The following is a 21707-nucleotide window of genomic DNA, read 5'->3' as shown; positions in this document are numbered from 1 at the left end:
TGCAGTTCATAAAGCTGGGGCGTTACCGACCCTTGGCCAGGATTTTTGCGACTTCGATGGCGAAGTAGCTGAGAATACCATCGCAGCCGGCGCGCTTGAAGGCGAGCAGCGTTTCGAGCATCACCTTGTCGCCGTCGATCCAGCCGTTGGCGGCCGCGGCCTTGACCTGGGAGTACTCGCCCGAAACCTGATAGGCGAACACCGGAAGGCCGAAGGCCTCCTTCATGCGCCAACAGATGTCGAGGTAGGGAAGGCCGGGCTTGACCATCAGCATATCCGCGCCCTCCTCGACGTCGAGGGCGGCGTCTCGGATCGCCTCGGTGCCGTTGGCCGGGTCGATGTAATACGTCTTCTTGTCGCCTTTCAGCAGGCCGCCGGTGCCGATCGCCTCGCGGTAGGGCCCATAGAATCCGGAAGCGAATTTCGTCGCATAGGCCATGATGCCGACATTCTGGTGGCCTGCAGCGTCGAGCGCCTGGCGGATCGCGCCAATGCGCCCATCCATCATGTCCGAGGGGGCGATGATGTCGGCGCCGGCATCGGCCTGGCCGACGGCGGCCCTGGCGATAGTCTCCACCGTTTCGTCGTTGACGATTTCCCCGTCGCGCAGGATGCCGTCGTGGCCATGGCTGGTGAACGGGTCGAGCGCCACGTCGGTGATGATGCCAATCTCAGGCACGGCCTTCTTGAAGGCGCGCGTCGCCTGATTGATGAGATTGTCGGCGGCAAGGCTGTTGGAGCCGGTCTCGTCGCGCAGCGACAGATCGATATTGGGAAAGGTGGCGATTGCCGGGATGCCGAGATCGGCTGCTTCCTTTACCGCTTCCACCGCTTTGTCGATGCTCATGCGGTTGACGCCCGGCATGGCGTCGATCGGCTGGACGATGTTCTCGCCCGGCACGATGAAGATCGGCCAGATAAGGTCGTCGACGGTCAGGCGGTTCTCCTGTACCAGCCGGCGCGTCCAATCGGCCTTGCGGTTGCGGCGCATGCGACGGTGCCCGGTAATCCTGTCCACAAGATTCGTCCTGTCGTTCATCACGCCGCGCCTTTCCCTGAAAACTTTGAGCTGGCATGCGCTTTATCATGCAGGGACCGCGCTTGGGAACGGTGCCGCCGACAACGGGCCTGCGGCATTTCTTCCTTTTACCGTGCGGCCGCGGGGGAGGGGGCTTCCTTCGTGCTGGCGGATGGCGCCGACCCGCCCTATCTTGCCGCCCATGCTTCATGATTCTGCCCATGTGCCGAAACCATCGCTGACCGAGATCCTTTTCGGCCTGTTCCTGCGGCTGGTATCGGCCTCGTGCTTCTGGTTCGCACTGAACTATTGGGCAATGCTGATCGGCTTTTCCCATGGCGGTGCCGGCCGCTTCGATCTCCTGACGCCGGAGTGGCGGGCAGCGGCAACCGCGCTCGCCGTCGTCTATCCGGTTGCGGCACTCGGCCTATGGCTGCTGGTCTCCTGGGGCCCTGTGGTCTGGGTGGTGGCGGCAGCGATCGAGATTGCCATGTACGAATTCTATCCGGTCAGTTTCGGCAACCGTCCGCTGCTGGTTGCCCTGCACGTTGCCGTCGCTGCTACCTTCATCCTTTTCAGGGCCGCGATGTTCTATCAGCGCTACCGGCAGGCGAGACAGGTAAGGGTTGATTCACCCTGAGACAGGCTCGCCGAATGGTAAGCTCATGTTAAGGCTGCGGTTTAAGTAGAATTTTAGACGTATTCGTTAGGTTCTCACTCAAGGCGGGAAGACAAACAGACACCGCCAAACAAAACAGTGAGGCAGTCAAATGAACACGAAGATGAAGCCGCAGGTCGCTGCGCCCCGAGACCCCCAGGAAGAAACCATCCGCGGTCTCTACATGGAATCCCTCCACCTCGTCGAGCGCCTGCACCGCCGTCTGCTCGACGTCATCAAGGACGAGTTCGACCGTCAGGGTCGTGACGACGTCAACGCCGTCCAGGCTCTGTTGTTGTTCAACATCGGCAACTCCGAGCTGACCGCCGGCGAACTTCGCTCCCGCGGCTACTACCTCGGCTCCAACGTTTCCTACAACGTCAAGAAGCTCGTCGATCTCGGCCTGATCAACCACCAGCGCTCGCGTGTCGACCGTCGTTCGGTCCGCATCAGCCTGACGGAAGACGGCCAGGAAATCGCCGAAACCGTCGCAAAGCTCTACGAGCGTCATATCGGCTCGATCCAGAAGGTCGGCGGCATCGGTTCGGACGAATTCACCCAGATGAACAAGCTGCTGCAGCGCCTTGATCGCTTCTGGAACGACTCGATCATGTACCGCCTGTAACAGGCGTCGCACACCTCCAGTTCAAAGAGCCGGACGCAATCCCTGCGTGTCCGGCCTTTGCCGTTTTTCCACGCCGGCGATGTTGCAGAAAGGCCGCAGTGGCTTGAAGCAAGAGGCGTGCCACATGCCTTTGGCGGCAGTCCGAGACACGAATTGGCCATATTGCTGTGACAGCGACAAGGGTATGCGGTAGGTGCGGCCACGTGTTTTCATCGACGTGGATTCGTTTTGCGTTCGCCTGCCGGTGAGGGTCCTCGCTCGCGGTATCGTGAATTCATGTGAGGGCAGGGTGGCTCGTTGGTTGACCTTTGTTAACCACGATCGTGTTAGGGCTACGGCAACATGCGTGCCTGCGCATAGGGCGCGTGCCAACGCATTGGGATGGTAGGAATATGTCAAAAAAGAATGGAATTGATGCATTCTCGCGCCGCGCATTTCTGCGTTCGGCCGCAACCTTCGGTGCCGTCGCCTGGGCGGGAGCCGCAGGTGCTCAGGACGCCCTGAACGAGATCATCAATTCGCCTCGCCGCGGCTCCTGGGACGACCAGTACGACGCAAAGGCGTCGCGCACGGCGACTACGGTCGTGTCCAATACGCCGGTCTTCGGCCCGGAGACGATCAACCATGTCCAACAGGCGATCTTCGATTATCAGAACATCGTTTCGTCGGGCGGTTGGCCAATGGTGGAAACCAGCCTCAAGCTCGAGATCGGCGTCACCGACCCGTCGGTGCAACAGCTGCGCCAGCGCCTGATGGTTTCCGGAGACCTGCCCCGTTCGGCCGGCATCTCCCAGCAGTTCGATTCCTATGTCGACGGTGCGGTCAAGCACTTCCAGGCACGCCATGGTCTGCCGGCAGACGGCGTCATCGGCGAATACACGCTGAAGGCAATCAACGTTCCGGCGACCACCCGTCTCGGCCAGCTGCAGACCAACCTCGTGCGCCTGCAGTCGATGTCCGGCGATCTCGGTCGCCGCTACGTGATGGTCAACATTCCGGCCGCCTACATCGAAGCGGTGGAGAACGGCCGCGTCGCGCTGCGCCACACCGCGATTGTCGGCAAGATCGACCGGCAGTCGCCGATCCTCAACTCCAAGATCTATGAGGTCATCCTCAATCCCTATTGGACTGCGCCGCGCTCGATCATCCAGAAGGATATCATGCCGCTGATGCGCAAGGACCCGACCTACCTGAAGCGCAACGCCATTCGCCTGTTCGACGGCAGCGGTGGCGAAGTGTCGCCGGAAACGGTCGACTGGAATGCCGAGAAGGCACCAAACCTGATGTTCCGTCAGGATCCGGGCAAGATCAACGCGATGTCTTCGACGAAGATCAACTTCCACAACGAGCATCAGGTCTACATGCACGACACGCCCCAGCAGGGCCTGTTCAACAAGCTGATGCGTTTCGAATCGTCCGGCTGCGTTCGCGTCCAGAACGTTCGCGACCTTTCGAGCTGGCTTTTGAAGGAAACCCCCGGCTGGTCGCGCCAGCAGATGGAGGCCACGATCAAGACCGGCGTCAACACGCCGATCACGCTGGCCGAAGAGGTCCCGGTTTTCTTCACCTACATCACCGCCTGGTCGGCGAAGGATGGTGTCGTGCAGTTCCGCGACGACATCTATCAGCGTGATGGCGCGACCGAACTGGCGCTGCAAACGCCTTACGGCGTCGAGCAATCGGCCGGCTCGGTCGAGTCGGATGCTCTGCCGCAATAAGCAAAGTCGGGCAATTAATTGCAAAAGCCGCGCTTCCCCTGGCAGCGCGGCTTTTTCGTTGGTCCGCGGCTGCGATGTTTAGGCGCGGCAGATGGGGGAAATGACGCAAACCGCACAGCGGATATTGCTCTCGCCGTGCGAGGAAGCTAAAGAACTGCCACCTTTGAGAGGAGCCTCGCGCCGATGCTTGCACAGAACAATGATGCCTTCTTCACCCGCTCTCTCGCCGACAGCGATCCGGAAATCTTCGGCTCGATCGAAAAGGAGCTGGGTCGCCAGCGCCACGAGATCGAACTGATCGCCTCCGAGAACATCGTGTCGCGCGCCGTGCTCGAGGCTCAGGGCTCGATCATGACCAACAAATATGCCGAGGGCTATCCGGGCAAGCGCTACTACGGCGGCTGCCAGTTTGTTGATATCGCTGAAGAATTGGCGATCGAACGGGCCAAGAAGCTCTTCGGTGCCAAGTTCGTCAACGTTCAGCCGAACTCCGGCTCGCAGATGAACCAGGCCGTGTTCCTCGCGCTCTTGCAGCCGGGCGACACCTTCATGGGTCTCGACCTCAATTCCGGCGGCCACCTGACGCACGGTTCGCCGGTCAACATGTCCGGCAAATGGTTCAACGTGGTTTCCTATGGCGTTCGCGAGAGCGATCACTTGCTTGATATGGACGACGTCGCCGAGAAGGCGCGCCAGCATAAGCCCAAGCTGATCATCGCCGGCGGTACCGCCTATTCCCGCATCTGGGACTGGAAGCGCTTCCGCGAGATCGCCGACGAAGTTGGCGCCTACCTGATGGTCGACATGGCGCACATCGCCGGTCTGGTTGCCGGTGACCAGCATCCGTCGCCGGTTCCCCATTGCCACGTCGCAACCACCACTACGCACAAGTCGCTCCGCGGCCCGCGCGGCGGCATGATCCTGACCAACGACGAGGACATCGCCAAGAAGATCAACTCGGCGGTCTTCCCGGGCCTCCAGGGTGGCCCGCTGATGCACGTCATCGCTGCCAAGGCGGTTGCTTTCGGCGAGGCGCTGCAGCCGTCCTTCAAGGACTATGCAGCCCAGGTCGTCAAGAACGCCCGCACGCTTGCCGAGACGCTCAAGGCAAACGGTCTCGATATCGTTTCCGGCGGCACGGACAACCACCTGATGCTGGTCGACCTGCGCAAGAAGAACGCGACCGGCAAGCGCGCCGAGGCTGCGCTGGGCCGCGGCTACATCACCTGCAACAAGAACGGCATCCCGTTCGATCCTGAAAAGCCGTTCGTCACTTCGGGCGTCCGTCTCGGTACCCCGGCCGGCACGACCCGCGGCTTCAAGGAAGCAGAATTCAAGGAAATCGGCGAGCTGATCGTCGAAGTGCTCGACGGCCTCAAGGTCGCCAACTCCGACGAAGGCAATGCCGCCGTCGAAGCGGGCGTGCGCGAGAAGGTGATGACGCTCACCGGCCGCTTCCCGATGTACGGCTACATGTGATCGGCTCATCATGCGCTGCCCCTATTGCGGTTCCGAAGACAGCCAGGTGAAGGACAGCCGTCCGGCAGAGGACGGTAACGCAATTCGTCGTCGCCGTATCTGCCCGGATTGCGGTGGTCGCTTCACGACCTTCGAACGGGTGCAGCTGCGTGAGCTGATGATCATCAAGAAGACCGGTCGGAAGGTTCCTTTCGACCGGGACAAGCTCTTGCGATCCTTCGAGATCGCGCTCCGAAAGCGCCCTGTTGATCGTGACCGCATCGAGCGGGCGGTCTCCGGCATCGTGCGGCGGCTCGAAAGCTCGGGCGAGACCGAGATCCCTTCGGAAGAGATCGGCTTGCAGGTGCTGGAAGCGCTTAAGAGCCTCGACGATGTCGCCTTCGTCCGCTACGCGTCGGTCTATCGGGACTTCTCCCACGCCGAAGATTTCGAAAAGGTCATCGCCGAGATCAGCGCCAAGATTGCGCGCGACCCCGGCGAATAGGAAGGCGCACCGGATCGCCATGGCCAACCCCACCCGTAAGGACGAGAGGTTCATGGCGGCGGCGCTGCGGCTGACACGCCAGCATCTCGGCCAGACATCCACCAATCCCTCCGTCGCCTGCTTGATCGTCCAGGATGGTGTCATCGTCGGACGTGCGGTGACGGCAAGAAGCGGCCGGCCCCACGCCGAAACTCAAGCACTTGCCGAAGCGGGCGAACGGGCACGCGGCGCGACCGCCTATGTCACCCTTGAGCCCTGCTCGCATCACGGCAAGACGCCGCCCTGCGCCGATGCGCTGGTCGCCTCCGGCGTTGCCCGAGTCGTCATTTCGATCCTCGATCCCGATGAACGCGTCGCCGGTCGCGGCGTCGCGCGTTTGCGTGAAGCCGGCATCGCGGTCGATATCGGCGTTCTGCCGCAGGAGGGACATGGCGCGCTCGAAGCCTATCTCACGCGGCAGGTCAGCAAGCGCCCGCATGTGACTCTCAAACTTGCAGTTTCTGCCGACGGCATGATCGGCCGAACAGGTGCCGGACAGGTCCGTATCACCGGCCCGATTTCCAGGGCACAGGTCCAGATCCTCAGGGCGCAAACCGACGCGATCCTTGTGGGCATTGGGACCGCGACTGCGGATGATCCGGAATTGACCGTGCGTTTGCCAGGTCTTGAAGATCGCTCGCCCATCCGCATCGTCCTCGATCGGCGACTGGACCTTTCGCTAGGCTCGAAGCTCGCGCGGTCGGCGGAGCAAACCCCTGTCATTGTCGTGTCGGGAGAGCCATCGATACAATCGGAACTGGAGCCGGCCAATGAACGGGCTGGCCGGCGCGCTGCGTTGGAGGCAGCCGGTGTCGAGGTGCTGGAAGCCGGAACGGTTGCCGATCTGCTGACGGCACTCGGTTCGCGCGGCATTTCCTCTCTGCTCGTCGAGGGTGGTGCAGTTGCCGCTCGCGCTTTCCTGGACGCTGGGCTGGTCGATCGCATTCAGATCTATACCGGCCCGCAAACCATTGGCGAAAACGGCATCGCATCCCCATTTGATCGGAAATCCGTGCCCTCCGGCTTTAAGCTCGTTCGTTCCGCGCAATACGGCGACGATCTTTTCGAAGAATACGAAAGAGAGAACTGATGTTCACAGGCATTGTCACTGATATCGGCACCGTTGATGCCGTCACGCCGCTGAAGGAAGGCGTGAAGCTACGCGTCGCCACCACATACGATCCGAGGACCATCGATATGGGGGCGTCCATCGCCCATTCCGGTGTTTGCCTGACGGTGACGGCCCTGCCGGATGGCGGCAGCAACGAACGCTGGTTCGAGGTCGAGGCGTGGGAAGAGGCTTTGCGTCTGACGACCATCGCTGGCTGGAAAAAGGGGACGCGGATCAACCTTGAGCGGTCATTGAAGATCGGCGACGAACTCGGTGGCCATCTCGTTTCCGGTCATATCGACGACAAGGCGGAGATCCTCTCGGTCGAACCCGAGGGCGACGCCGTGCGGTTCAGGCTGCGCGCGCCCACACACTTGGCCAAGTTCGTAGCGCCGAAGGGATCCGTTGCGCTGGACGGCACCTCGCTGACGGTCAACAAAGTCGATGCAGCCGATTTTGACGTCCTCTTGATCCGGCATTCGCTCGAGGTGACGACCTGGGGCGAACGCCGGGCGGGCGATTTCGTCAATTTCGAAGTCGACACGATGGCGCGCTACGCCGCTCGCCTTGCGGAGTTTCCTGCGCCGAAGGCCGAATAGACGGCCGCGGCCGCCAGAATCCGACAAAGCGCACCATCTCAAGTGTGGAGATGGTGCGCTTCTTATTCGTTGACTGTACGCGTACTCAACGCATGTAGAAGGTGAGGCTTCCGTCGGCACCCTGCTGAGCGCCTCCTATGTTACCCATTTCGATATTCTTGGCCTTTAGCTGCGCGGCCAATTCCGCGTTGCCGTTGACCGCAGCTTGCAGGGCTGCGCGTTGTTCGGCCGTCGCATGCTCGACCCACAGACGGGTCTGATCTTGCTCGCTCAGCGTGGAAACATCGACGATGGTGAACTTGTCCCCCTTGAAATCGCGCACCGTCTTCTCGATTTCAGCCGGCCATTCCATTTTGGCGTCCTGAGCGTGCGGTATAGCTGCGAAGGCGAGGGACGAGAACGCAGCAATGACTGATAGCTTGGCAATGCGATTCATGATCATGCTCCTTGGTTGTCTGCGGCGCAGTGACCAGTAACCTGATACCCGAACACAATACCCGATGCGGGTTTCCGGAAGGCCTGCTGAGATGCGTGTCGCAGTCGCCAGCAGGCTGCATTACGGGCGACTTACCCGCAGCAAAATGTGTTGGATTCCCTTGTCTGATCGGGTGGTGTTGCCTGTCGTAGTTCGCCTGCACCCGATCGCTGGCAATCTTGCGTGCAATCTGGACGTTTCGATGGCGTTTTCATCAAAACGACAATTGAGGATTGTTACGTCTCCAAATGCGCGGGCATTGGCGCCTTACGGGCCGTGGCGCCAGCAAGCGTTCGCTGCCGTTCAAACATGATGACATACGTGCCGTGATAGCTCGTGCGCCAGAATTCCTTGAAACCCTGCTTTTCGGCGACACGGACAGAGGCACGGTTGCCGACATCGATGATGCAGGTTTTTCGCACTTGGGGAAACTGCCGATCAGCCCATTCGAGCGCGGCGCTGACTGCCTCGGTTGCAAGCCCCTGGCCGTGCGCTTTGGGGGAGAGCGCCCAACCGGTCTCCATCGTTCCTTCAAGCGATGGCGTGATCAGCCGATGCACGTCGTGAAAGCCGGCCTCTCCAAGAAAGGCACCGGTCGTACGATCCTGGATGGCGAAGAAGCCGAAGCCGAAATAATGCCACATGCCGACCTGGCGCAAGAACCGCGTCCACGATTGCTCACGTGTATAGGGAACGCCGCCGACGAAACGCGTTACCTCACTGTCGGCAAACAGGGCGGCATAGGCCGTGAAGTCGTCGCGTCGATAGGGACGCAGGACCAGGCGTTCGGTCTCTATGATAGGAACACTGTGCATGTTTTATCCGCTGCAATTGGTTTGGAAGGTGGGATGATCAGATACCGGGCTCGCTGTCCCAGTAGTCGACAGCGCTTTCAGGCCTGCCGGTGAACTGGAATCGGCGCTCGCCGGCGGCTGTGCGCGTCCTGGCGTCGAACTTGCCGGAATCCGGGTATTCACAGATCTCGGTTGCGGCCATCGTCGAAATCGACAGATATTTGAGCGGCACGGTTCCGGTGTTGATCAGGTGGTGCGCTGTCTCAGGGCCGCCCGCCGGCGCTCCCAGAATGTCGCCCGGCCCCACGGCGTAGCGCTCCGTTCCGAAGCGGTAGGTGCCTTCGCCTTCGATGATGATGAACAGCTCCTCTTCCACATGGTGGTTGTGGAAGGGGCATCCGGATTTGCCCGGCGGCACTTCCCCATAGCCGACGCCAAGGTCTTTCAGCCCCAGCCGTTTGCCAAAAGAGGTGTCGCGGGACTCGAAAAACGTGCCTTCTGACCAATGGTCGAGTGCAATGTCCCTTGGGTTGATGATAGGTTTGTTGTTGTCCGCCATAAGTTCCTCCCCGGCGCTATCGTCGCCGCACCGGACGACCTCTCCCGATCATCCGTGTCGAGCGATTGACGTTCGGTCAATTGCCAAACTTTCAGGTGTCCGGCGGCGGCCGTCCATTTCTGCGGGAGCATTTGCAGGTCGGTTGAGGGCAATGGCGCGTGGCAAGGCTGCCGTCAGTTGGGGACATGGGCGCCCCGCGCGTGGTGGAGGAGGGCGGCGTGAACGGCACCAAGGTTGCCGGCGACGCCGACGCAGAGGCCTCGAATCTCCTCCGTTGCCGCTAGAAGGTCCGGCACCATGATCGTCATCATGCCGGCGGATGACGCCGAACGCACGCCGTTATGGCTATCCTCCAGCGCAAGGCAGAGCTCGGGCGCGACATCGAGCCGCCGGGCAGCTGTCAGGAAAGGTTCGGGATGCGGCTTGCCCAGTTGGTAGTCGCCATGGGCGACGACCACCGGAAAGCGGTCGAACAACCCGTGAAGGCCCAGGTTTCGCTCGACATCGTGATGCCCGGACGATGTTGCGATCGCAAAGGGAATGCCGAGCTCCTCCAGGGAGCCGATGAGCTCGACCACGCCGGGCTTCAACTGCAGTTCGGTCGTTGTGCGAACATGGAAGGCGGCCGCTGCTTGTTTCCAGAAGCGATCGAGGTCGAAATCCGGCCCGAAATATTCGCCGAGCGATTGTCGTGTCGCTTCGCCCGACAGGCCGATCGATGAAAGGTAAAGCGAAAGCGGCATGGTCCGTCCGAGCACTTGCGCGGCGGCGAGCATGGCATCGCGATAGAGCGCCTCGGTATTGAACAACAGGCCATCCATGTCAAAGACGACGGCCTGAGGCATACGGGGCAGGCGGATCGACATCGACGGATCGACATCATGCATCAGAGACAACTTTCGCTCGATTTCCTTTGCCTAAGCGGCGTTGTCCCCGATCAGGCGTTGTGTCTGTCCTGATTATTGTCATTGTCGGAAACGCCTGGCTACCCCCTCAAGCGTGACACGAGCGTTCCACGCCGTCTGTCACGGTCTCTGCTGGGGCGCGTGCAACGCGGCAAAAGGGCGCCGACAGCGGAATTTGCTTGCCATTCGGCGCCGGTCGTGGTTTGACCGCCGCCTCAGCCGGTCGCTCCGGCGCGGAAATCTCAAGACAGGTGATCCATGGCGAAGACCAAGGCTGCCCACATCCTGATTGTGGAAGCACGCTTCTATGACGATATGGCCGACGCATTGCTCGATGGCGCCAAACATGCACTGGATGCAGCCGGCGCGACCTATGATATCGTGACGGTACCCGGTGCCCTCGAAATCCCGCCGGCGATCGCCATGGCGCTTGATGGTGCGGACGAAGGCGCCGTCGAATATGATGGCTTCGTCGCGCTCGGCATGGTCATTCGTGGCGAGACCTATCATTTCGATATCGTCGCGAACGAATCCTCGCGCGCGATCATGGACCTCGCCGTCAGCGAAAGCCTTGCCATCGGCAATGGCATCCTGACGGTCGAAAACGACGATCAGGCCCGGGCGCGTGCGCGCCGGTCGGAAGGCGACAAGGGCGGCTTTGCCGCACGTGCTGCGCTGACCATGATTGAACTGAAGAAGAAATTGGGCACAGAACAGTGACGAACACCCCCTCGGATCAGCCGTTGAAGCAGGCTAACCAACGCGGCGCGGCGCGTCTTGCGGCCGTGCAGGCGCTCTACCAGATGGATATCGGCGGCACCGGCGTGCTCGAAGTCGTCGCTGAGTACGAAATGCATCGTCTCGGCCAGGAGCTGGACGGCGATACCTATCTGAAGGCCGATGCCTCGTGGTTTCGCTCGATCGTCGCCGGCGTCGTGCGCGATCAACGCAAGCTCGACCCCTTGATCGGCTCGGCATTGCAGGACGACTGGGCGCTGTCGCGGCTCGACTCCACCGTTCGTGCCATTTTGCGCGCAGGCACCTTCGAGATGCTGGAACGCAAGGATGTGCCTGTTGCGGTGATCGTCACCGAATATGTCGAAATCGCCAAGGCCTTCTTCGGCGACGACGAGCCCAAGCTGGTCAATGCCGTTCTTGACCGGATTGCCCGGCAGGTTCGCGGCGAGCCCAAGAAGTAGCGCGGCCATGGTTGCGGCTGCCGTCGATGATATGGGCTCTGCCCTTCGCGAAGCGCGCCGCAATGTTTTCCTTCTGACGGCGGCGCAGGCGATCCTTGGTGTCGTCGGCCCGATCTGCTTTGCCGTCGGCGGTGTTGCCGGCTATCAGCTGCTCGCTGACGACAAGTCGCTGGCGACGGCGCCGCTGACTGCCTACAATGTCGGCATGGCGCTCGGCGTCATTCTCGTCGCAACGCTCTCACGCCTTATCGGCCGGCGCTTCGCCTTCATGGTCGGTACCGGGATTGCGTCTGTCGGCGCCGCGGTCGCCGCGGTCGCGCTCTTCCGGGAAAGTTTCTGGCTCTTTGCCTTCGGTCTTGCCATTCTCGGCTCTTCCAACGGATTTACCCAAAAACTGCGCTTCGCCGCCGCCGACGCCTCGCCGTCTTTCTACAAGCCGAAGGCGATATCGTGGATCCTGGGCGGGGGGATCGTTTCCGCCGTTCTCGGTCCGCAGATCGTCATTTTCGCCGGAGATCTGTTCGCGCCCGTCGCCTTTGTCGGCGCTTTCATCGCCTTGCTGCCGATCTGCCTGCTAGCCGCATTCTTCTTTGCGCCGCTGCGCTTGCCGGAGCAGGGAACGGTGGCGAGCGAGTATCACGGCCAGTCCACGCGTTCGCTCGGCGAAATCGTTCGCAACCAACGCTTCATCACCGGCATGGTCTGCGGCATCTCGAGCTATGCGTTGATGACATTCATGATGACCGGTGCGCCGGTCGCCATGGTCGTCGGCTGCGGCTTTTCCACCGAGCTTGCAACGCTCGGCATCCAGTGGCACGTGCTTGCGATGTTCGCGCCGAGCTTCTTTACCGGGTGGCTGATCACGCGCTTCGGCGCCGAACGCATCGTCGCCTGCGGGCTGCTCTTGCTCATGGCCTGCGCCGCGGTCGCGCATATGGGCCTGGAACTCTGGAATTTCTGGGGCGCGCTGGTGCTTCTCGGTCTTGGTTGGAATTTCGGCTTCATCGGCTCGACCGCCATCGTTGCCGGCAGCTATCGCCCTCAGGAGGCCGACAAGGTTCAGGCCTTTCACGACATCGTCCTGTTCACCACCGTCGCGCTGTCGTCCTTTGCCTCCGGCAAGGTTCTCTCGGTCTATGGCTGGGACATGCTGAATGCCGTCGTCTGGCCGGTGACATCCGTCTGCCTTCTTCTGCTCTTCTTGCTGATGCGCGCTCGCCCTAACGTTGCGGCCTGAACCGCCGCTTTTTTCCGAAATCTTCAGTTCGCAGAGGGCCGCCGGTAGTTAGATTTCCGGGGCTTGACGATCTTTCGTTGCAATCGCACTCTGGCCTCGCCGTGAGGGGTGCTGCTTGAGGAGGTGGTGCGTGATTCGCGGATTTGAGGGGCCTGCGGCCGGGAGTGAGTCCGCGGGTTGAAACGGAGGGTAATGCGAAATGACCATTTTATTGGGCGTTATCGCATGCGGGTTGCTCGCGCTGGCTTACGCCATCTGGGCAACACAGTCGGTGCTTGCCGCCGACCAGGGGAACGCCCGCATGCAAGAAATCGCAGGCTACATTCGTGAAGGGGCGCAAGCCTATCTCACGCGTCAATACAGAACCATCGCCATCGTCGGCGTCGTCGTTTTCATCGGCGCCTGGGTTCTTCTTTCTTCCGCAGCTGCTTTCGGCTTTCTCGTTGGCGCAGTGCTTTCGGGTGCCGCCGGCTTCATCGGCATGCACGTTTCGGTTCGCGCAAACGTGCGCACCGCGCAGGCCGCCTCTGTCAGCCTCGCATCCGGCCTCGATATCGCCTTCAAATCCGGCGCCATCACCGGTCTTCTCGTTGCAGGCCTCGCCCTGCTCGGCGTATCTGTCTACTACCTCATCCTGACCGCGGGCCTCGGGCACGAGCCCGGGTCGCGTGAGGTGATCGATGCGCTCGTGGCGCTCGGTTTCGGCGCGTCGCTGATCTCGATCTTCGCCCGTCTCGGCGGCGGCATCTTCACCAAGGGTGCAGACGTCGGCGGCGACCTCGTCGGCAAGGTGGAAGCCGGGATCCCGGAAGACGATCCGCGCAACCCCGCGACCATCGCCGACAATGTCGGCGACAATGTCGGCGACTGCGCCGGCATGGCGGCCGACCTGTTCGAGACCTATGCGGTCTCGGTGGTTGCAACCATGGTTCTGGCAGCGATCTTCTTTGCCGGCACGCCGGTTCTCTCGACCGTCATGGCTTATCCCCTGGCGATTTGCGCGACCTGCATCATCACGTCGATCATCGGTACCTTCTTCGTCAAGCTCGGGACCAACAACTCGATCATGGGTGCGCTCTACCGGGGCCTGATCGTCACTGGTTTGCTGTCGATCGTCGGGCTTGGCGCCGCTACGTCGCTAACGATCGGCTGGGGCTCGATCGGGACGGTCGCAGGCCAGGACATCACCGGCTGGAACCTGTTCCTGTGCGGTATTGTCGGCCTGGTGGTGACGGCACTGATCGTGGTGATCACCGAGTATTACACCGGCACCAACAAGCGCCCGGTGAATTCCATTGCACAGGCGTCGGTCACGGGCCACGGCACGAACGTGATCCAGGGGCTGGCCGTCTCTCTGGAGTCGACGGCGTTGCCGGCCATCATCATCGTCGGCGGCATCATCTCCACCTATCAGCTGGCTGGTCTGTTCGGAACCGGCATTGCAGTGACTGCGATGCTTGGCATTGCCGGCATGATCGTCGCGCTGGATGCCTTCGGTCCGGTGACGGACAATGCCGGCGGCATCGCCGAGATGTCGCATCTGCCGCCCGAAGTGCGCAAGTCGACCGATGCACTCGACGCGGTCGGCAATACGACGAAGGCCGTGACCAAGGGGTATGCCATCGGTTCGGCCGGTCTCGGCGCGCTGGTTCTGTTTGCAGCCTATTCCAACGATCTCAGCTACTTCGCCGCCAATGGCGACAAGTATCCGTATTTCGCCGATGTCGGTCAGATCTCTTTCGATCTCTCGAACCCCTATGTCGTTGCCGGATTGATCTTCGGCGGCCTCATTCCGTATCTCTTCGGCGGCATTGCGATGACCGCCGTCGGGCGCGCTGCAGGGTCGATCGTCGAGGAAGTGCGCCGTCAGTTCCGCGAAAAGCCGGGCATCATGGCCGGCACGGAGAAGCCTGATTACGGTCGCGCTGTCGACCTGCTCACCAAGGCGGCGATTCGTGAAATGATCGTCCCGTCGCTGCTGCCGGTTCTGGCGCCGCTCGTGGTTTATTTCGGGGTACTGCTCATATCCGGCTCCAAGGCATCCGCCTTTGCAGCTCTGGGCGCATCGCTGCTTGGCGTCATCGTCAACGGCCTTTTCGTCGCGATCTCGATGACTTCGGGTGGGGGCGCCTGGGATAATGCCAAGAAAAGCTTCGAGGACGGTTTCGTCGACAAGGACGGCACGCGGCATCTCAAGGGTTCCGAAGCGCACAAGGCATCGGTAACCGGCGATACCGTCGGTGATCCCTACAAGGATACGGCTGGTCCTGCAGTGAACCCGGCGATCAAGATCACCAACATTGTGGCGCTGCTGTTGCTGGCCGTCCTGGCTTGACGGACGCCTGAAACGAAAAGGCCCGCGGAGCGCATGTCCCGCGGGCCTTTTTGTGTGGTGAACCTCGGGATTACTTGCCGAAGTCCTTGAAGAGATTTTGCGCCGCAGCCTTGCCGGCGCCGGGGCCTGTCAGAAGCTGCCCGAGGAAGCTGGTTTCCTTGCCGCCGGTCGGTGTCGTGCGCGACAGTGTGTCGAAGACCTTGCCGTCCTTCAGCGTGTAGTGCGCGAGCTGGCTGACCGTGCCTTCCTTGTCGAAATAGACGGCAAGGATCGACTGGTCGACGAGCTGCGGCTTCATGAACGCCACCGGGCGTTTGCGGGTCTGCGAGATGTAGTAGAATACCTCGTTGTCGAAGGTCGCGGTCGTCGACGGCGTGCCGAGCGAAAGCAGAACCTGTTCACGGCTGGAACCGACAGGAACGAGATTTAGCGTTTCCTGATCAACCACATAACCCTGGTGGAGAACTTCACCGACATTAGCGGACTGGCAGGCGGAGAGAGCAATGGTGCTAACAGTCGCTACGGCCGCAACTCGGCCAAGGACCTTCAAATTTGTTCTGAAAAACCGCTTCGTCAACGACAGCTCCCTTTGGAGTAACGATGGCAGATCCGCCATTGCAATTCGTGCATGCTTCGGTAAACCAGCTTCGGCTATCATGCAACAACCGTCATGGGCGCTTGCGCGCATTTCGAGAAAGCCAAAGCTGGGCTTTGTGATGATTTTTGGACTGTTCAAAAGAAAAAGCGGCAATATTGCGATTGTCGAACGGCAATATGCGTTATTGACGTCGGCTGCGCGTCAGCCGTACCTCTATACGGACCTCGACGTGCCCGACACGGTGATGGGCCGTTTCGAGATGTTGTCGGCCGTGTTGATCCTTTATTTCCGGCGCACGCGCGGGTCGGCGCGTACCGGTCAGGAGGTCGCACAGGAGATTGTCGACGCCTTCTTCGAGGATGTCGACCATTCGATCCGTGAACTCGGAGTTGGTGACGCTGGCGTCCCGAAGAAGATGAAGAAGCTCGCCAGCATGTTCTATGGCCGGCTCGAATCCTATGCGGCGGCGCTCGAAGGCCGGGACGCGGTCTCGCTTGCTGCGGCGCTGAAGCGTAACTTCTATCCGAAGGGCGATGAGGGGGATCCGGCGATGGACGGCCTGGCTACCTACCTGCTCTCCGTCGAGGGGCGGCTCGCGGCTGAACCGGAAGAGCGCGTCGAAACGGGCCAGTTGCACATTCCTGCCGCCGGAGAGTAATAAGCGGCCATTGATGCCGCAGCCAGCCGCTGGTGTGCGGCGCTATCCGCGAGAAGAGCGCTTCCGTCATGGCGCCCGCGTGAGGAAGGACCTGATCATGAAAGACGATAGCCGACCGGCATTTTCCTACCCGGTAAAGGTCGGGCATATCTCCGCCAATGCCGTGACCGTCCGCCTCTCGGCAAACGAGAGCGAACGGCAAGCGCTGGCCGAACTTTGGGACGTGCGCGAAGTCCTGTCGCTTTCGGCCGATCTGCAGATCGCGCGCTGGAAGAGGGACGGTGTCAAGATCAAGGGCGACGTTACCGCCCGGATCGTACAGTCCTGCGTCGTGACGCTCGAACCCGTCGAGGCCGACATTCAAGAGCCCATCGAGGCGATCTTCGTGCCGGAAGGATCGAGGCTTGCCCGCCAGGCCAGCAACGACGGCGGGGAGATGATCCTAAGCCCCGATGGCCCCGATATCCCCGACACTTTTAGCGGCGACACGATCGATGCAGGTGTCGTGGTCACCGAGCACGTGGCGCTGGCGATCGAGCCCTATCCGCGCAAGCCGGGTGTCACTTTTGGCGCGCGTATCGAAAGTACGGCCGCAGACGACGAGAAGCCGAACCCGTTTGCAGCGCTGAAGGACTGGAAAAAGGACTGAGGCTGCCAAAGCCACCCCTACAATTCGGTTGTCACGCGGGCGAAAAGCAGTATTTTGGCCCGACTCCGGCCAAATGAGCCCCCGCAGCGATCTGCCGCGTGTCTGGCTCAAGCGTCAGAAGCAATATGTAACGTCGTTGCGTTCGAATGCGTGCGCCACGGCAGCACGTGTTGTGTGGCAGGAAAAAAGGATAAGACACGCGTGGTCAGAATTTCTCTTGACGTGATGGGCGGCGACTATGGTCCTGAAGTCGTCATCCCGGGCGCCGCAAGGGCGCTTGAACGTCATCCGGACATAAGGTTTGTCCTGTTCGGCATAGAAGCGCAGTGCGCCGATATCTTGGCCAAACATCCCAAGCTCAAGGCGAGCAGCACCTTCCATGACTGCGAGATCGCGGTCGGCATGGACGAGAAGCCGAGCCAGGCACTCAGGCGCGGTCGCGGCAAGTCGAGTATGTGGCGGGCGATCGATGCGATCAATGCCGGTGAGGCCGACGTCGTTGTGTCGGCCGGCAACACCGGTGCGCTGATGGCCATGTCGGTCTTCTGCCTGCGCACGATGCAGGGCATCCAGCGCCCGGCGATCGCGGCGATCTGGCCGACCCTGAAGGGCGAGAGCATCGTGCTTGATGTCGGTGCGACCATCGGTGCCGACGCGCAGCAACTCATGGACTTTGCGCTGATGGGTGGCGCCATGGCGCGGGCGCTGTTCGAGATCGAGCGGCCGACCATCGGCCTGCTCAATGTAGGCGTCGAGGAAATCAAGGGCCAGGAAGAAGTCAAGGAAGCCGGGCGGCTTATCCGTGACGCCAATATCGAAGGCTTCGACTATTACGGCTTCGTCGAAGGCGATGATATTGGACGCGGTACCGTGGATGTCGTCGTCACCGAAGGCTTCTCCGGCAATATCGCGCTCAAGGCCGCTGAAGGAACGGCGCGACAGATCGCCGAATATCTGCGCGCGGCCATGTCGCGCACCTTGATGGCCAAGATCGGCTACATCCTGGCCAAGGGTGCCTTCGACCGCCTGCGCGAAAAAATGGACCCGCGCAAGGTCAATGGCGGCGTCTTTCTCGGCCTCAATGGTGTCGTGATCAAGAGCCATGGTGGAGCCGATGCCGAAGGGTTCGCCGCTGCGATCGATGTCGGCTATGACATGGTGAAAAACGGCCTGAAAGCGAAGATCGAGATCGATCTGGCGAAGTATCACGGCGCCGAGACGCCGAACGAACTTCCCGCCGGCATGAATGATGAGGTTTGAATAAATGATCCGTTCCGTCGTTCGCGGCTTTGGCGCAGCGTTGCCGAAGCGCGTTGTCACCAATCAGGAGCTGGAATCCAAGGTCGATACGTCTGACGAGTGGATCGTGCAGCGCACCGGCATTCGCCAGCGCTACATCGCCGGCGAAGGCGAGACCACTGCATCGCTCGGCGAAGCCGCTGCACGCGCGGCGCTCGACAATGCCGGTCTGACAGCCGCTGATCTCGACCTGATCATCCTGGCGACCTCGACGCCCGACAACACCTTTCCTGCAACGGCCGTCAACATTCAAAACCGGCTCGGAATGCACCACGGCGCTGCCTTCGATTTGCAGGCCGTCTGTTCCGGCTTCATCTACGCGGTGACGACGGCCGATGCCTACATCCGCGGCGGGTTGGCAAAACGCGTGCTGGTCATCGGCGCCGAGACCTTCTCGCGCATTCTCGACTGGTCTGACCGCACGACCTGCGTGCTCTTCGGCGATGGCGCCGGCGCGATCATCCTGGAAGCGCAGGAAGGCGAGGGCACGATTGCCGATCGTGGCGTGCTCACCGCCAAGCTGCGCTCTGATGGGGCGCATCGCGAGAAGCTCTATGTCGACGGCGGGCCGTCGACGACGGGTACAGTCGGCCACCTGAAGATGGAGGGGCGCGAGGTCTTCAAGCACGCCGTCGGCATGATCACCGACGTGATCGAAGCTGCCTTCGAGGCAACAGGAACGACCGCCGAGGATATCGACTGGCTCGTGCCGCATCAGGCCAATCGCCGCATCATTGACGGTTCCGCCAAGAAGTTGGGCATCCCTCTCGATAAGGTTGTGGTGACTGTCGATCTCCATGGCAACACCTCTGCCGCCTCCATTCCGCTCGCTCTGAACACCGCGGCGGCCGACGGCCGAATCAAGAAGGGCGATCTTGTTCTGCTCGAAGCCATGGGTGGTGGCTTCACATGGGGCTCCGTTCTGATACGCTGGTAAAAAATGCTGAGGCAACGCAGGCGCTTGACCGGAATTGACAAGGGCAATAGTCTTCGATCGCTGATCGGCGTGCCAGACATCGGTGGGGGAAGATGAGCGGAAAAACAGTAACACGAGCAGACTTGGCTGAGTCGGTTTTTCGCAAGGTGGGTCTGTCGCGCACAGAGTCTGCCGAGTTGGTGGAAACCGTCATTGACGAAATATGCAACGCAATCGTGCGTGGCGAGAGCGTGAAACTGTCCTCCTTCGCGACGTTTCAGGTTCGCGATAAGAACGAGCGCATCGGCCGCAACCCGAAGACCGGCGAGGAAGTACCGATTTCGCCGCGGCGGGTCATGACCTTCAAGGCGTCCAATGTCCTGAAGCAGCGCGTGCTGAAATCGCATCTGAGCCGCAAGGCCAAGCAGAAGCCGGCCTCTCCCGTATCGTAAGCGGAGGCCGGCAACCACAATGTGGTTGAAAACCCATCCATAAGCCGTTGAAATGGAGCCGATTCGTGCGATCATCGCACGCATCGGTTCATTGCGACACAGGCCTGCCCCGAGTCGCATGACATGGAATGGGAACGAAATGGAAAAAAGCCCCGACGCTTTTCGCACCATCAGCGAGGTCGCTGACGATCTCGATCTGCCGCAGCACGTCCTGCGTTTCTGGGAAACACGGTTCCAGCAGATCAAGCCGATGAAGCGTGGCGGCGGCCGGCGCTACTATCGGCCCGAGGATGTCGATCTGCTGAAGGGCATCCGTCACCTGCTCTATGATCACGGCTACACCATCAAGGGCGTGCAGAAGCTGCTGAAGGCCAATGGCAATAAGTTCGTGGCGGCAATCGCCAGCGGCGATCTGGCCACCGTCGAAGCTCTGGCCGCTTCGAGCAATGAAGAACCGCCACCGCCGAAGGCCGGCCTGTCCGAAGAGGATCAGATCGTCGGCCGCGCCAAGGCGCCGGCAAGCCGCCGCTTCTTCTCCTTCGGCGGCGGCAATGATGACGTTCCGGAAATATCGCTCGGCAAATCGTCCTCCGTCGGCAAGGAAGACCGCGCGCTGCTTCAGGAGGCACTCTACGATCTCCTGGAATGCAAGCGTCTGCTCGATCAGGCGCGGTAAGAGGCATTTGTTGCGCAAAAGTGGCCAGCGGTTTTGCGATGGCGGATGTGCAAGAACAAGAGCTCAAAGCGCAGCAAGCCCCTTTGAAAGATCACAACCGTGCGAAGTTTTGGCACCTGAAGCCGGGAGCCGAAGATCGCGACATGAACTGCGTGACGGCTAAAGGTCTCGCCGCGGGCGCCCTCGGCCAAGTCATACCGCGGGGCGAGCGGAACGATCTCGATCATGTCCACAGTCGATAGAGCCCACGCCGCAGGGCATTGACGGACGATAGCGCGTCGAAGTGCCCGGTGTCGGGGATGCTGGGATTACATCGACGTGTTATTGCGTGAGTTCTCTGAGGCCGAAAAATATCGATGGCCGTCAGGCGTGTTTCTGCAATTCAGGCAGCATTCAAATCAGCTATCTCGCCGAATTGAACCAGGAGGCGAGGGCTGCTCATGTCGCCGCTTTCCTCGTCCACCTGCACTGCATAGGCTGCAACGCCGATGTGCCTTGGCGCCATGGCAGCCGCAACCTTCTCGGCCCCGGCTGCAGTCGTGGCCGCGCGCATCTCGCCGGGGGCCAAGCCACCGCGAACGCGCTTGAAGGGCATGACGATGAACTTCTCTGACATAGCGTAGACTCCAATTTGTTCTATAAATGTTCTCGTTGTTGTGAGAAGTCAACGGCTAACTGCGGGACCGGGCGGGCGGGCGTGCCGAACAGCGCGTGCGGTCAGGTCTTTGTGCCTGTCAGGCGCCTGACCGTGCCGGCACGTCGGAATTCCTCTGCATCTTTCGGTAGCAATGGACAAGATGGGCGGGGCCGCCGCGTGCCGTTGACGAAGGGCACCTTCTGCCTGCTCGTTGGTCTTGCGGATTTTGTGGGGCTGGCGCGGGGTTGAACGTTCTGGTCGTGGCTTATCCACGTGGTTTGTTCCTTTTTCGCACCGACCTCAAGATTCCCGCTTGCGCTCTAAGCATTGTGAATATAGGGATTTCCTCGTTCGGAGCGTAGCGCAGCCCGGTAGCGCACTTGACTGGGGGTCAAGGGGTCGTGGGTTCGAATCCCGCCGCTCCGACCATTAATCTGCCAGCAACGGTAGGTTTGCGAGATAGGCCCCTCTGGGGCCTTCTTTCATTTTGGGAGCCAACAACGCTCGAAGGTCAATATTCGCGGCGACTAATCCCGAAAAAATCCCGTACTTACCCGGACTTCTTCCGTATCGTTTCGATGTGAATG

Annotated in this window: 25 protein-coding genes and 1 tRNA gene; 18 read left to right on the top strand and 8 right to left on the bottom strand. The window is 61.0% G+C overall.

All coding sequences use genetic code 11. From position 1 onward, the window contains the following. Positions 1 to 22: 22 nt before the first annotated feature. Entirely contained in the window at positions 23 to 1039 is a 1017-nt protein-coding gene (gene hemB / locus BLJAPNOD_RS17025; RefSeq protein WP_115420571.1) for a porphobilinogen synthase, read from the bottom strand. Positions 1040 to 1220: 181 nt separating this feature from the next. Between hemB and BLJAPNOD_RS17020 the strand changes: the two genes are divergently transcribed. The 7 genes from BLJAPNOD_RS17020 (at position 1221) to BLJAPNOD_RS16990 (ending at position 7731) form a co-directional block, all read left to right on the top strand. Next, positions 1221 to 1658 (top strand): DUF6163 family protein, encoded by a 438-nt coding sequence (locus BLJAPNOD_RS17020; protein WP_115421331.1) that lies wholly within the window; start codon positions 1221 to 1223, stop codon positions 1656 to 1658. A gap of 130 nt (positions 1659 to 1788) precedes the next feature. Beyond that, entirely contained in the window at positions 1789 to 2301 is a 513-nt protein-coding gene (locus tag BLJAPNOD_RS17015; protein ID WP_025426518.1) for a MarR family winged helix-turn-helix transcriptional regulator, read from the top strand. Between the two features lie 392 nt (positions 2302 to 2693). After that, a complete protein-coding gene (locus tag BLJAPNOD_RS17010) occupies positions 2694 to 4019 on the top strand; it encodes a murein L,D-transpeptidase (protein ID WP_077498550.1) in 1326 nt (441 codons plus the stop codon). A gap of 183 nt (positions 4020 to 4202) precedes the next feature. Then, entirely contained in the window at positions 4203 to 5498 is a 1296-nt protein-coding gene (glyA, locus tag BLJAPNOD_RS17005; RefSeq protein ID WP_077498547.1) for a serine hydroxymethyltransferase, read from the top strand. A gap of 10 nt (positions 5499 to 5508) precedes the next feature. Continuing rightward, complete coding sequence (nrdR, locus tag BLJAPNOD_RS17000) at positions 5509 to 5982, top strand: transcriptional regulator NrdR (RefSeq protein WP_003529310.1); 474 nt, start codon at positions 5509 to 5511, stop codon at positions 5980 to 5982. Positions 5983 to 6001: 19 nt separating this feature from the next. After that, on the top strand, positions 6002 to 7111 hold the full coding sequence (gene ribD, locus BLJAPNOD_RS16995; RefSeq protein ID WP_115420570.1) for a bifunctional diaminohydroxyphosphoribosylaminopyrimidine deaminase/5-amino-6-(5-phosphoribosylamino)uracil reductase RibD: 1110 nt from the start codon (positions 6002 to 6004) through the stop codon (positions 7109 to 7111). Further along, positions 7111 to 7731 carry a riboflavin synthase gene (locus tag BLJAPNOD_RS16990; RefSeq protein ID WP_115420569.1) on the top strand — a complete coding sequence of 207 codons (621 nt, stop codon included), beginning with the start codon at positions 7111 to 7113 and terminating at the stop codon, positions 7729 to 7731. The genes ribD and BLJAPNOD_RS16990 overlap by 1 nt, the downstream gene beginning before the upstream one ends. Before the next feature lie 85 nt (positions 7732 to 7816). On the opposite strand, the gene BLJAPNOD_RS16985 is transcribed toward BLJAPNOD_RS16990, so the two are convergent. The 4 genes from BLJAPNOD_RS16985 to BLJAPNOD_RS16970 all read right to left on the bottom strand — a co-directional run bounded on the left by BLJAPNOD_RS16985 (position 7817) and on the right by BLJAPNOD_RS16970 (position 10446). Next, positions 7817 to 8167 carry a hypothetical protein gene (locus BLJAPNOD_RS16985; RefSeq protein ID WP_115420568.1) on the bottom strand — a complete coding sequence of 117 codons (351 nt, stop codon included), beginning with the start codon at positions 8165 to 8167 and terminating at the stop codon, positions 7817 to 7819. Positions 8168 to 8442: 275 nt separating this feature from the next. Then, positions 8443 to 9021 carry a GNAT family N-acetyltransferase gene (locus BLJAPNOD_RS16980; RefSeq protein ID WP_115420567.1) on the bottom strand — a complete coding sequence of 193 codons (579 nt, stop codon included), beginning with the start codon at positions 9019 to 9021 and terminating at the stop codon, positions 8443 to 8445. A 37-nt stretch (positions 9022 to 9058) separates the two neighbouring features. Further along, positions 9059 to 9559 carry a cupin domain-containing protein gene (locus BLJAPNOD_RS16975; protein ID WP_115420566.1) on the bottom strand — a complete coding sequence of 167 codons (501 nt, stop codon included), beginning with the start codon at positions 9557 to 9559 and terminating at the stop codon, positions 9059 to 9061. A 173-nt stretch (positions 9560 to 9732) separates the two neighbouring features. Further along, positions 9733 to 10446, bottom strand: a complete 714-nt coding sequence (locus BLJAPNOD_RS16970; RefSeq protein WP_244611023.1) for an HAD family phosphatase — start codon at positions 10444 to 10446, stop codon at positions 9733 to 9735. Between the two features lie 276 nt (positions 10447 to 10722). On the opposite strand from BLJAPNOD_RS16970, the gene ribH reads away from it, so the two are divergent. From ribH to BLJAPNOD_RS16950, 4 genes are all read left to right on the top strand, one after another. Beyond that, positions 10723 to 11184, top strand: a complete 462-nt coding sequence (ribH, locus tag BLJAPNOD_RS16965) for a 6,7-dimethyl-8-ribityllumazine synthase (protein ID WP_115420565.1) — start codon at positions 10723 to 10725, stop codon at positions 11182 to 11184. Then, on the top strand, positions 11181 to 11663 hold the full coding sequence (gene nusB / locus BLJAPNOD_RS16960; RefSeq protein WP_025426528.1) for a transcription antitermination factor NusB: 483 nt from the start codon (positions 11181 to 11183) through the stop codon (positions 11661 to 11663). Before ribH ends, nusB begins: the two co-directional genes overlap by 4 nt. A 31-nt stretch (positions 11664 to 11694) precedes the next feature. After that, positions 11695 to 12900 (top strand): MFS transporter, encoded by a 1206-nt coding sequence (locus BLJAPNOD_RS16955; protein ID WP_199566004.1) that lies wholly within the window; start codon positions 11695 to 11697, stop codon positions 12898 to 12900. Between the two features lie 199 nt (positions 12901 to 13099). After that, positions 13100 to 15235, top strand: coding sequence for a sodium-translocating pyrophosphatase (locus BLJAPNOD_RS16950; protein ID WP_115420563.1), 2136 nt, complete (start codon positions 13100 to 13102; stop codon positions 15233 to 15235). Between the two features lie 70 nt (positions 15236 to 15305). Here the strand turns inward: BLJAPNOD_RS16950 and BLJAPNOD_RS16945 are convergent, their stop codons facing one another. Further along, entirely contained in the window at positions 15306 to 15812 is a 507-nt protein-coding gene (locus tag BLJAPNOD_RS16945) for an outer membrane protein assembly factor BamE (protein ID WP_077498532.1), read from the bottom strand. A 139-nt stretch (positions 15813 to 15951) separates the two neighbouring features. On the opposite strand from BLJAPNOD_RS16945, the gene BLJAPNOD_RS16940 reads away from it, so the two are divergent. The 6 genes from BLJAPNOD_RS16940 (at position 15952) to BLJAPNOD_RS16915 (ending at position 20483) form a co-directional block, all read left to right on the top strand. Beyond that, positions 15952 to 16491 (top strand): ubiquinol-cytochrome C chaperone family protein, encoded by a 540-nt coding sequence (locus tag BLJAPNOD_RS16940; protein ID WP_115420562.1) that lies wholly within the window; start codon positions 15952 to 15954, stop codon positions 16489 to 16491. Positions 16492 to 16588: 97 nt separating this feature from the next. Beyond that, on the top strand, positions 16589 to 17140 hold the full coding sequence (locus BLJAPNOD_RS16935; protein WP_115421329.1) for a DUF177 domain-containing protein: 552 nt from the start codon (positions 16589 to 16591) through the stop codon (positions 17138 to 17140). A 201-nt stretch (positions 17141 to 17341) separates the two neighbouring features. Further along, complete coding sequence (gene plsX, locus BLJAPNOD_RS16930) at positions 17342 to 18400, top strand: phosphate acyltransferase PlsX (RefSeq protein ID WP_115420561.1); 1059 nt, start codon at positions 17342 to 17344, stop codon at positions 18398 to 18400. Positions 18401 to 18404: 4 nt separating this feature from the next. Continuing rightward, positions 18405 to 19376: a beta-ketoacyl-ACP synthase III gene (locus BLJAPNOD_RS16925; RefSeq protein WP_115420560.1), complete on the top strand. Its 972-nt coding sequence runs from the start codon at positions 18405 to 18407 to the stop codon at positions 19374 to 19376. 92 nt (positions 19377 to 19468) lie between these two features. After that, positions 19469 to 19807 carry an integration host factor subunit alpha gene (locus BLJAPNOD_RS16920; RefSeq protein WP_077498528.1) on the top strand — a complete coding sequence of 113 codons (339 nt, stop codon included), beginning with the start codon at positions 19469 to 19471 and terminating at the stop codon, positions 19805 to 19807. 139 nt (positions 19808 to 19946) lie between these two features. Further along, on the top strand, positions 19947 to 20483 hold the full coding sequence (locus BLJAPNOD_RS16915) for a MerR family transcriptional regulator (RefSeq protein WP_077498762.1): 537 nt from the start codon (positions 19947 to 19949) through the stop codon (positions 20481 to 20483). Here the strand turns inward: BLJAPNOD_RS16915 and BLJAPNOD_RS16910 are convergent. Next, entirely contained in the window at positions 20471 to 20710 is a 240-nt protein-coding gene (locus BLJAPNOD_RS16910; protein ID WP_077498527.1) for a hypothetical protein, read from the bottom strand. The genes BLJAPNOD_RS16915 and BLJAPNOD_RS16910 overlap by 13 nt on opposite strands. A gap of 155 nt (positions 20711 to 20865) precedes the next feature. Then, positions 20866 to 21099: a hypothetical protein gene (locus BLJAPNOD_RS16905; protein ID WP_077498526.1), complete on the bottom strand. Its 234-nt coding sequence runs from the start codon at positions 21097 to 21099 to the stop codon at positions 20866 to 20868. 373 nt (positions 21100 to 21472) lie between these two features. Here BLJAPNOD_RS16905 and BLJAPNOD_RS16900 point away from each other — a divergent pair. Continuing rightward, positions 21473 to 21549: transfer RNA gene (locus tag BLJAPNOD_RS16900), tRNA-Pro, on the top strand. Positions 21550 to 21707 lie beyond the last annotated feature (158 nt).

Origin of the sequence: Ensifer sp. M14 (genome assembly GCF_003355565.1) — a bacterium.
In the GTDB taxonomy this organism is placed as follows: Bacteria; Pseudomonadota; Alphaproteobacteria; order Rhizobiales; family Rhizobiaceae; genus Ensifer.
The sequence above is the reverse complement of the archived record's forward strand: the minus strand, read 5'-3'. Positions and strand labels throughout refer to the sequence as shown.

Coding starts and splice junctions, on each gene's coding strand:
- BLJAPNOD_RS16940 (WP_115420562.1), top strand. CDS start 15,952: ATGATTTTTGGACTGTTCAAAAGAAAAAGCGGCAATATTGCGATTGTC.
- BLJAPNOD_RS16975 (WP_115420566.1), bottom strand. CDS start 9,559: ATGGCGGACAACAACAAACCTATCATCAACCCAAGGGACATTGCACTC.
- BLJAPNOD_RS16920 (WP_077498528.1), top strand. CDS start 19,469: ATGAGCGGAAAAACAGTAACACGAGCAGACTTGGCTGAGTCGGTTTTT.
- BLJAPNOD_RS16905 (WP_077498526.1), bottom strand. CDS start 21,099: ATGTCAGAGAAGTTCATCGTCATGCCCTTCAAGCGCGTTCGCGGTGGC.
- BLJAPNOD_RS17010 (WP_077498550.1), top strand. CDS start 2,694: ATGTCAAAAAAGAATGGAATTGATGCATTCTCGCGCCGCGCATTTCTG.
- nrdR (WP_003529310.1), top strand. CDS start 5,509: ATGCGCTGCCCCTATTGCGGTTCCGAAGACAGCCAGGTGAAGGACAGC.
- BLJAPNOD_RS16950 (WP_115420563.1), top strand. CDS start 13,100: ATGACCATTTTATTGGGCGTTATCGCATGCGGGTTGCTCGCGCTGGCT.
- BLJAPNOD_RS16925 (WP_115420560.1), top strand. CDS start 18,405: ATGATCCGTTCCGTCGTTCGCGGCTTTGGCGCAGCGTTGCCGAAGCGC.
- BLJAPNOD_RS16910 (WP_077498527.1), bottom strand. CDS start 20,710: ATGATCGAGATCGTTCCGCTCGCCCCGCGGTATGACTTGGCCGAGGGC.
- BLJAPNOD_RS17020 (WP_115421331.1), top strand. CDS start 1,221: ATGCTTCATGATTCTGCCCATGTGCCGAAACCATCGCTGACCGAGATC.
- BLJAPNOD_RS16955 (WP_199566004.1), top strand. CDS start 11,695: ATGGGCTCTGCCCTTCGCGAAGCGCGCCGCAATGTTTTCCTTCTGACG.
- glyA (WP_077498547.1), top strand. CDS start 4,203: ATGCTTGCACAGAACAATGATGCCTTCTTCACCCGCTCTCTCGCCGAC.
- hemB (WP_115420571.1), bottom strand. CDS start 1,039: ATGAACGACAGGACGAATCTTGTGGACAGGATTACCGGGCACCGTCGC.
- BLJAPNOD_RS16935 (WP_115421329.1), top strand. CDS start 16,589: ATGAAAGACGATAGCCGACCGGCATTTTCCTACCCGGTAAAGGTCGGG.
- ribH (WP_115420565.1), top strand. CDS start 10,723: ATGGCGAAGACCAAGGCTGCCCACATCCTGATTGTGGAAGCACGCTTC.
- BLJAPNOD_RS16985 (WP_115420568.1), bottom strand. CDS start 8,167: ATGAATCGCATTGCCAAGCTATCAGTCATTGCTGCGTTCTCGTCCCTC.
- BLJAPNOD_RS17015 (WP_025426518.1), top strand. CDS start 1,789: ATGAACACGAAGATGAAGCCGCAGGTCGCTGCGCCCCGAGACCCCCAG.
- BLJAPNOD_RS16970 (WP_244611023.1), bottom strand. CDS start 10,446: ATGCATGATGTCGATCCGTCGATGTCGATCCGCCTGCCCCGTATGCCT.
- BLJAPNOD_RS16980 (WP_115420567.1), bottom strand. CDS start 9,021: ATGCACAGTGTTCCTATCATAGAGACCGAACGCCTGGTCCTGCGTCCC.
- ribD (WP_115420570.1), top strand. CDS start 6,002: ATGGCCAACCCCACCCGTAAGGACGAGAGGTTCATGGCGGCGGCGCTG.
- BLJAPNOD_RS16990 (WP_115420569.1), top strand. CDS start 7,111: ATGTTCACAGGCATTGTCACTGATATCGGCACCGTTGATGCCGTCACG.
- BLJAPNOD_RS16915 (WP_077498762.1), top strand. CDS start 19,947: ATGGAAAAAAGCCCCGACGCTTTTCGCACCATCAGCGAGGTCGCTGAC.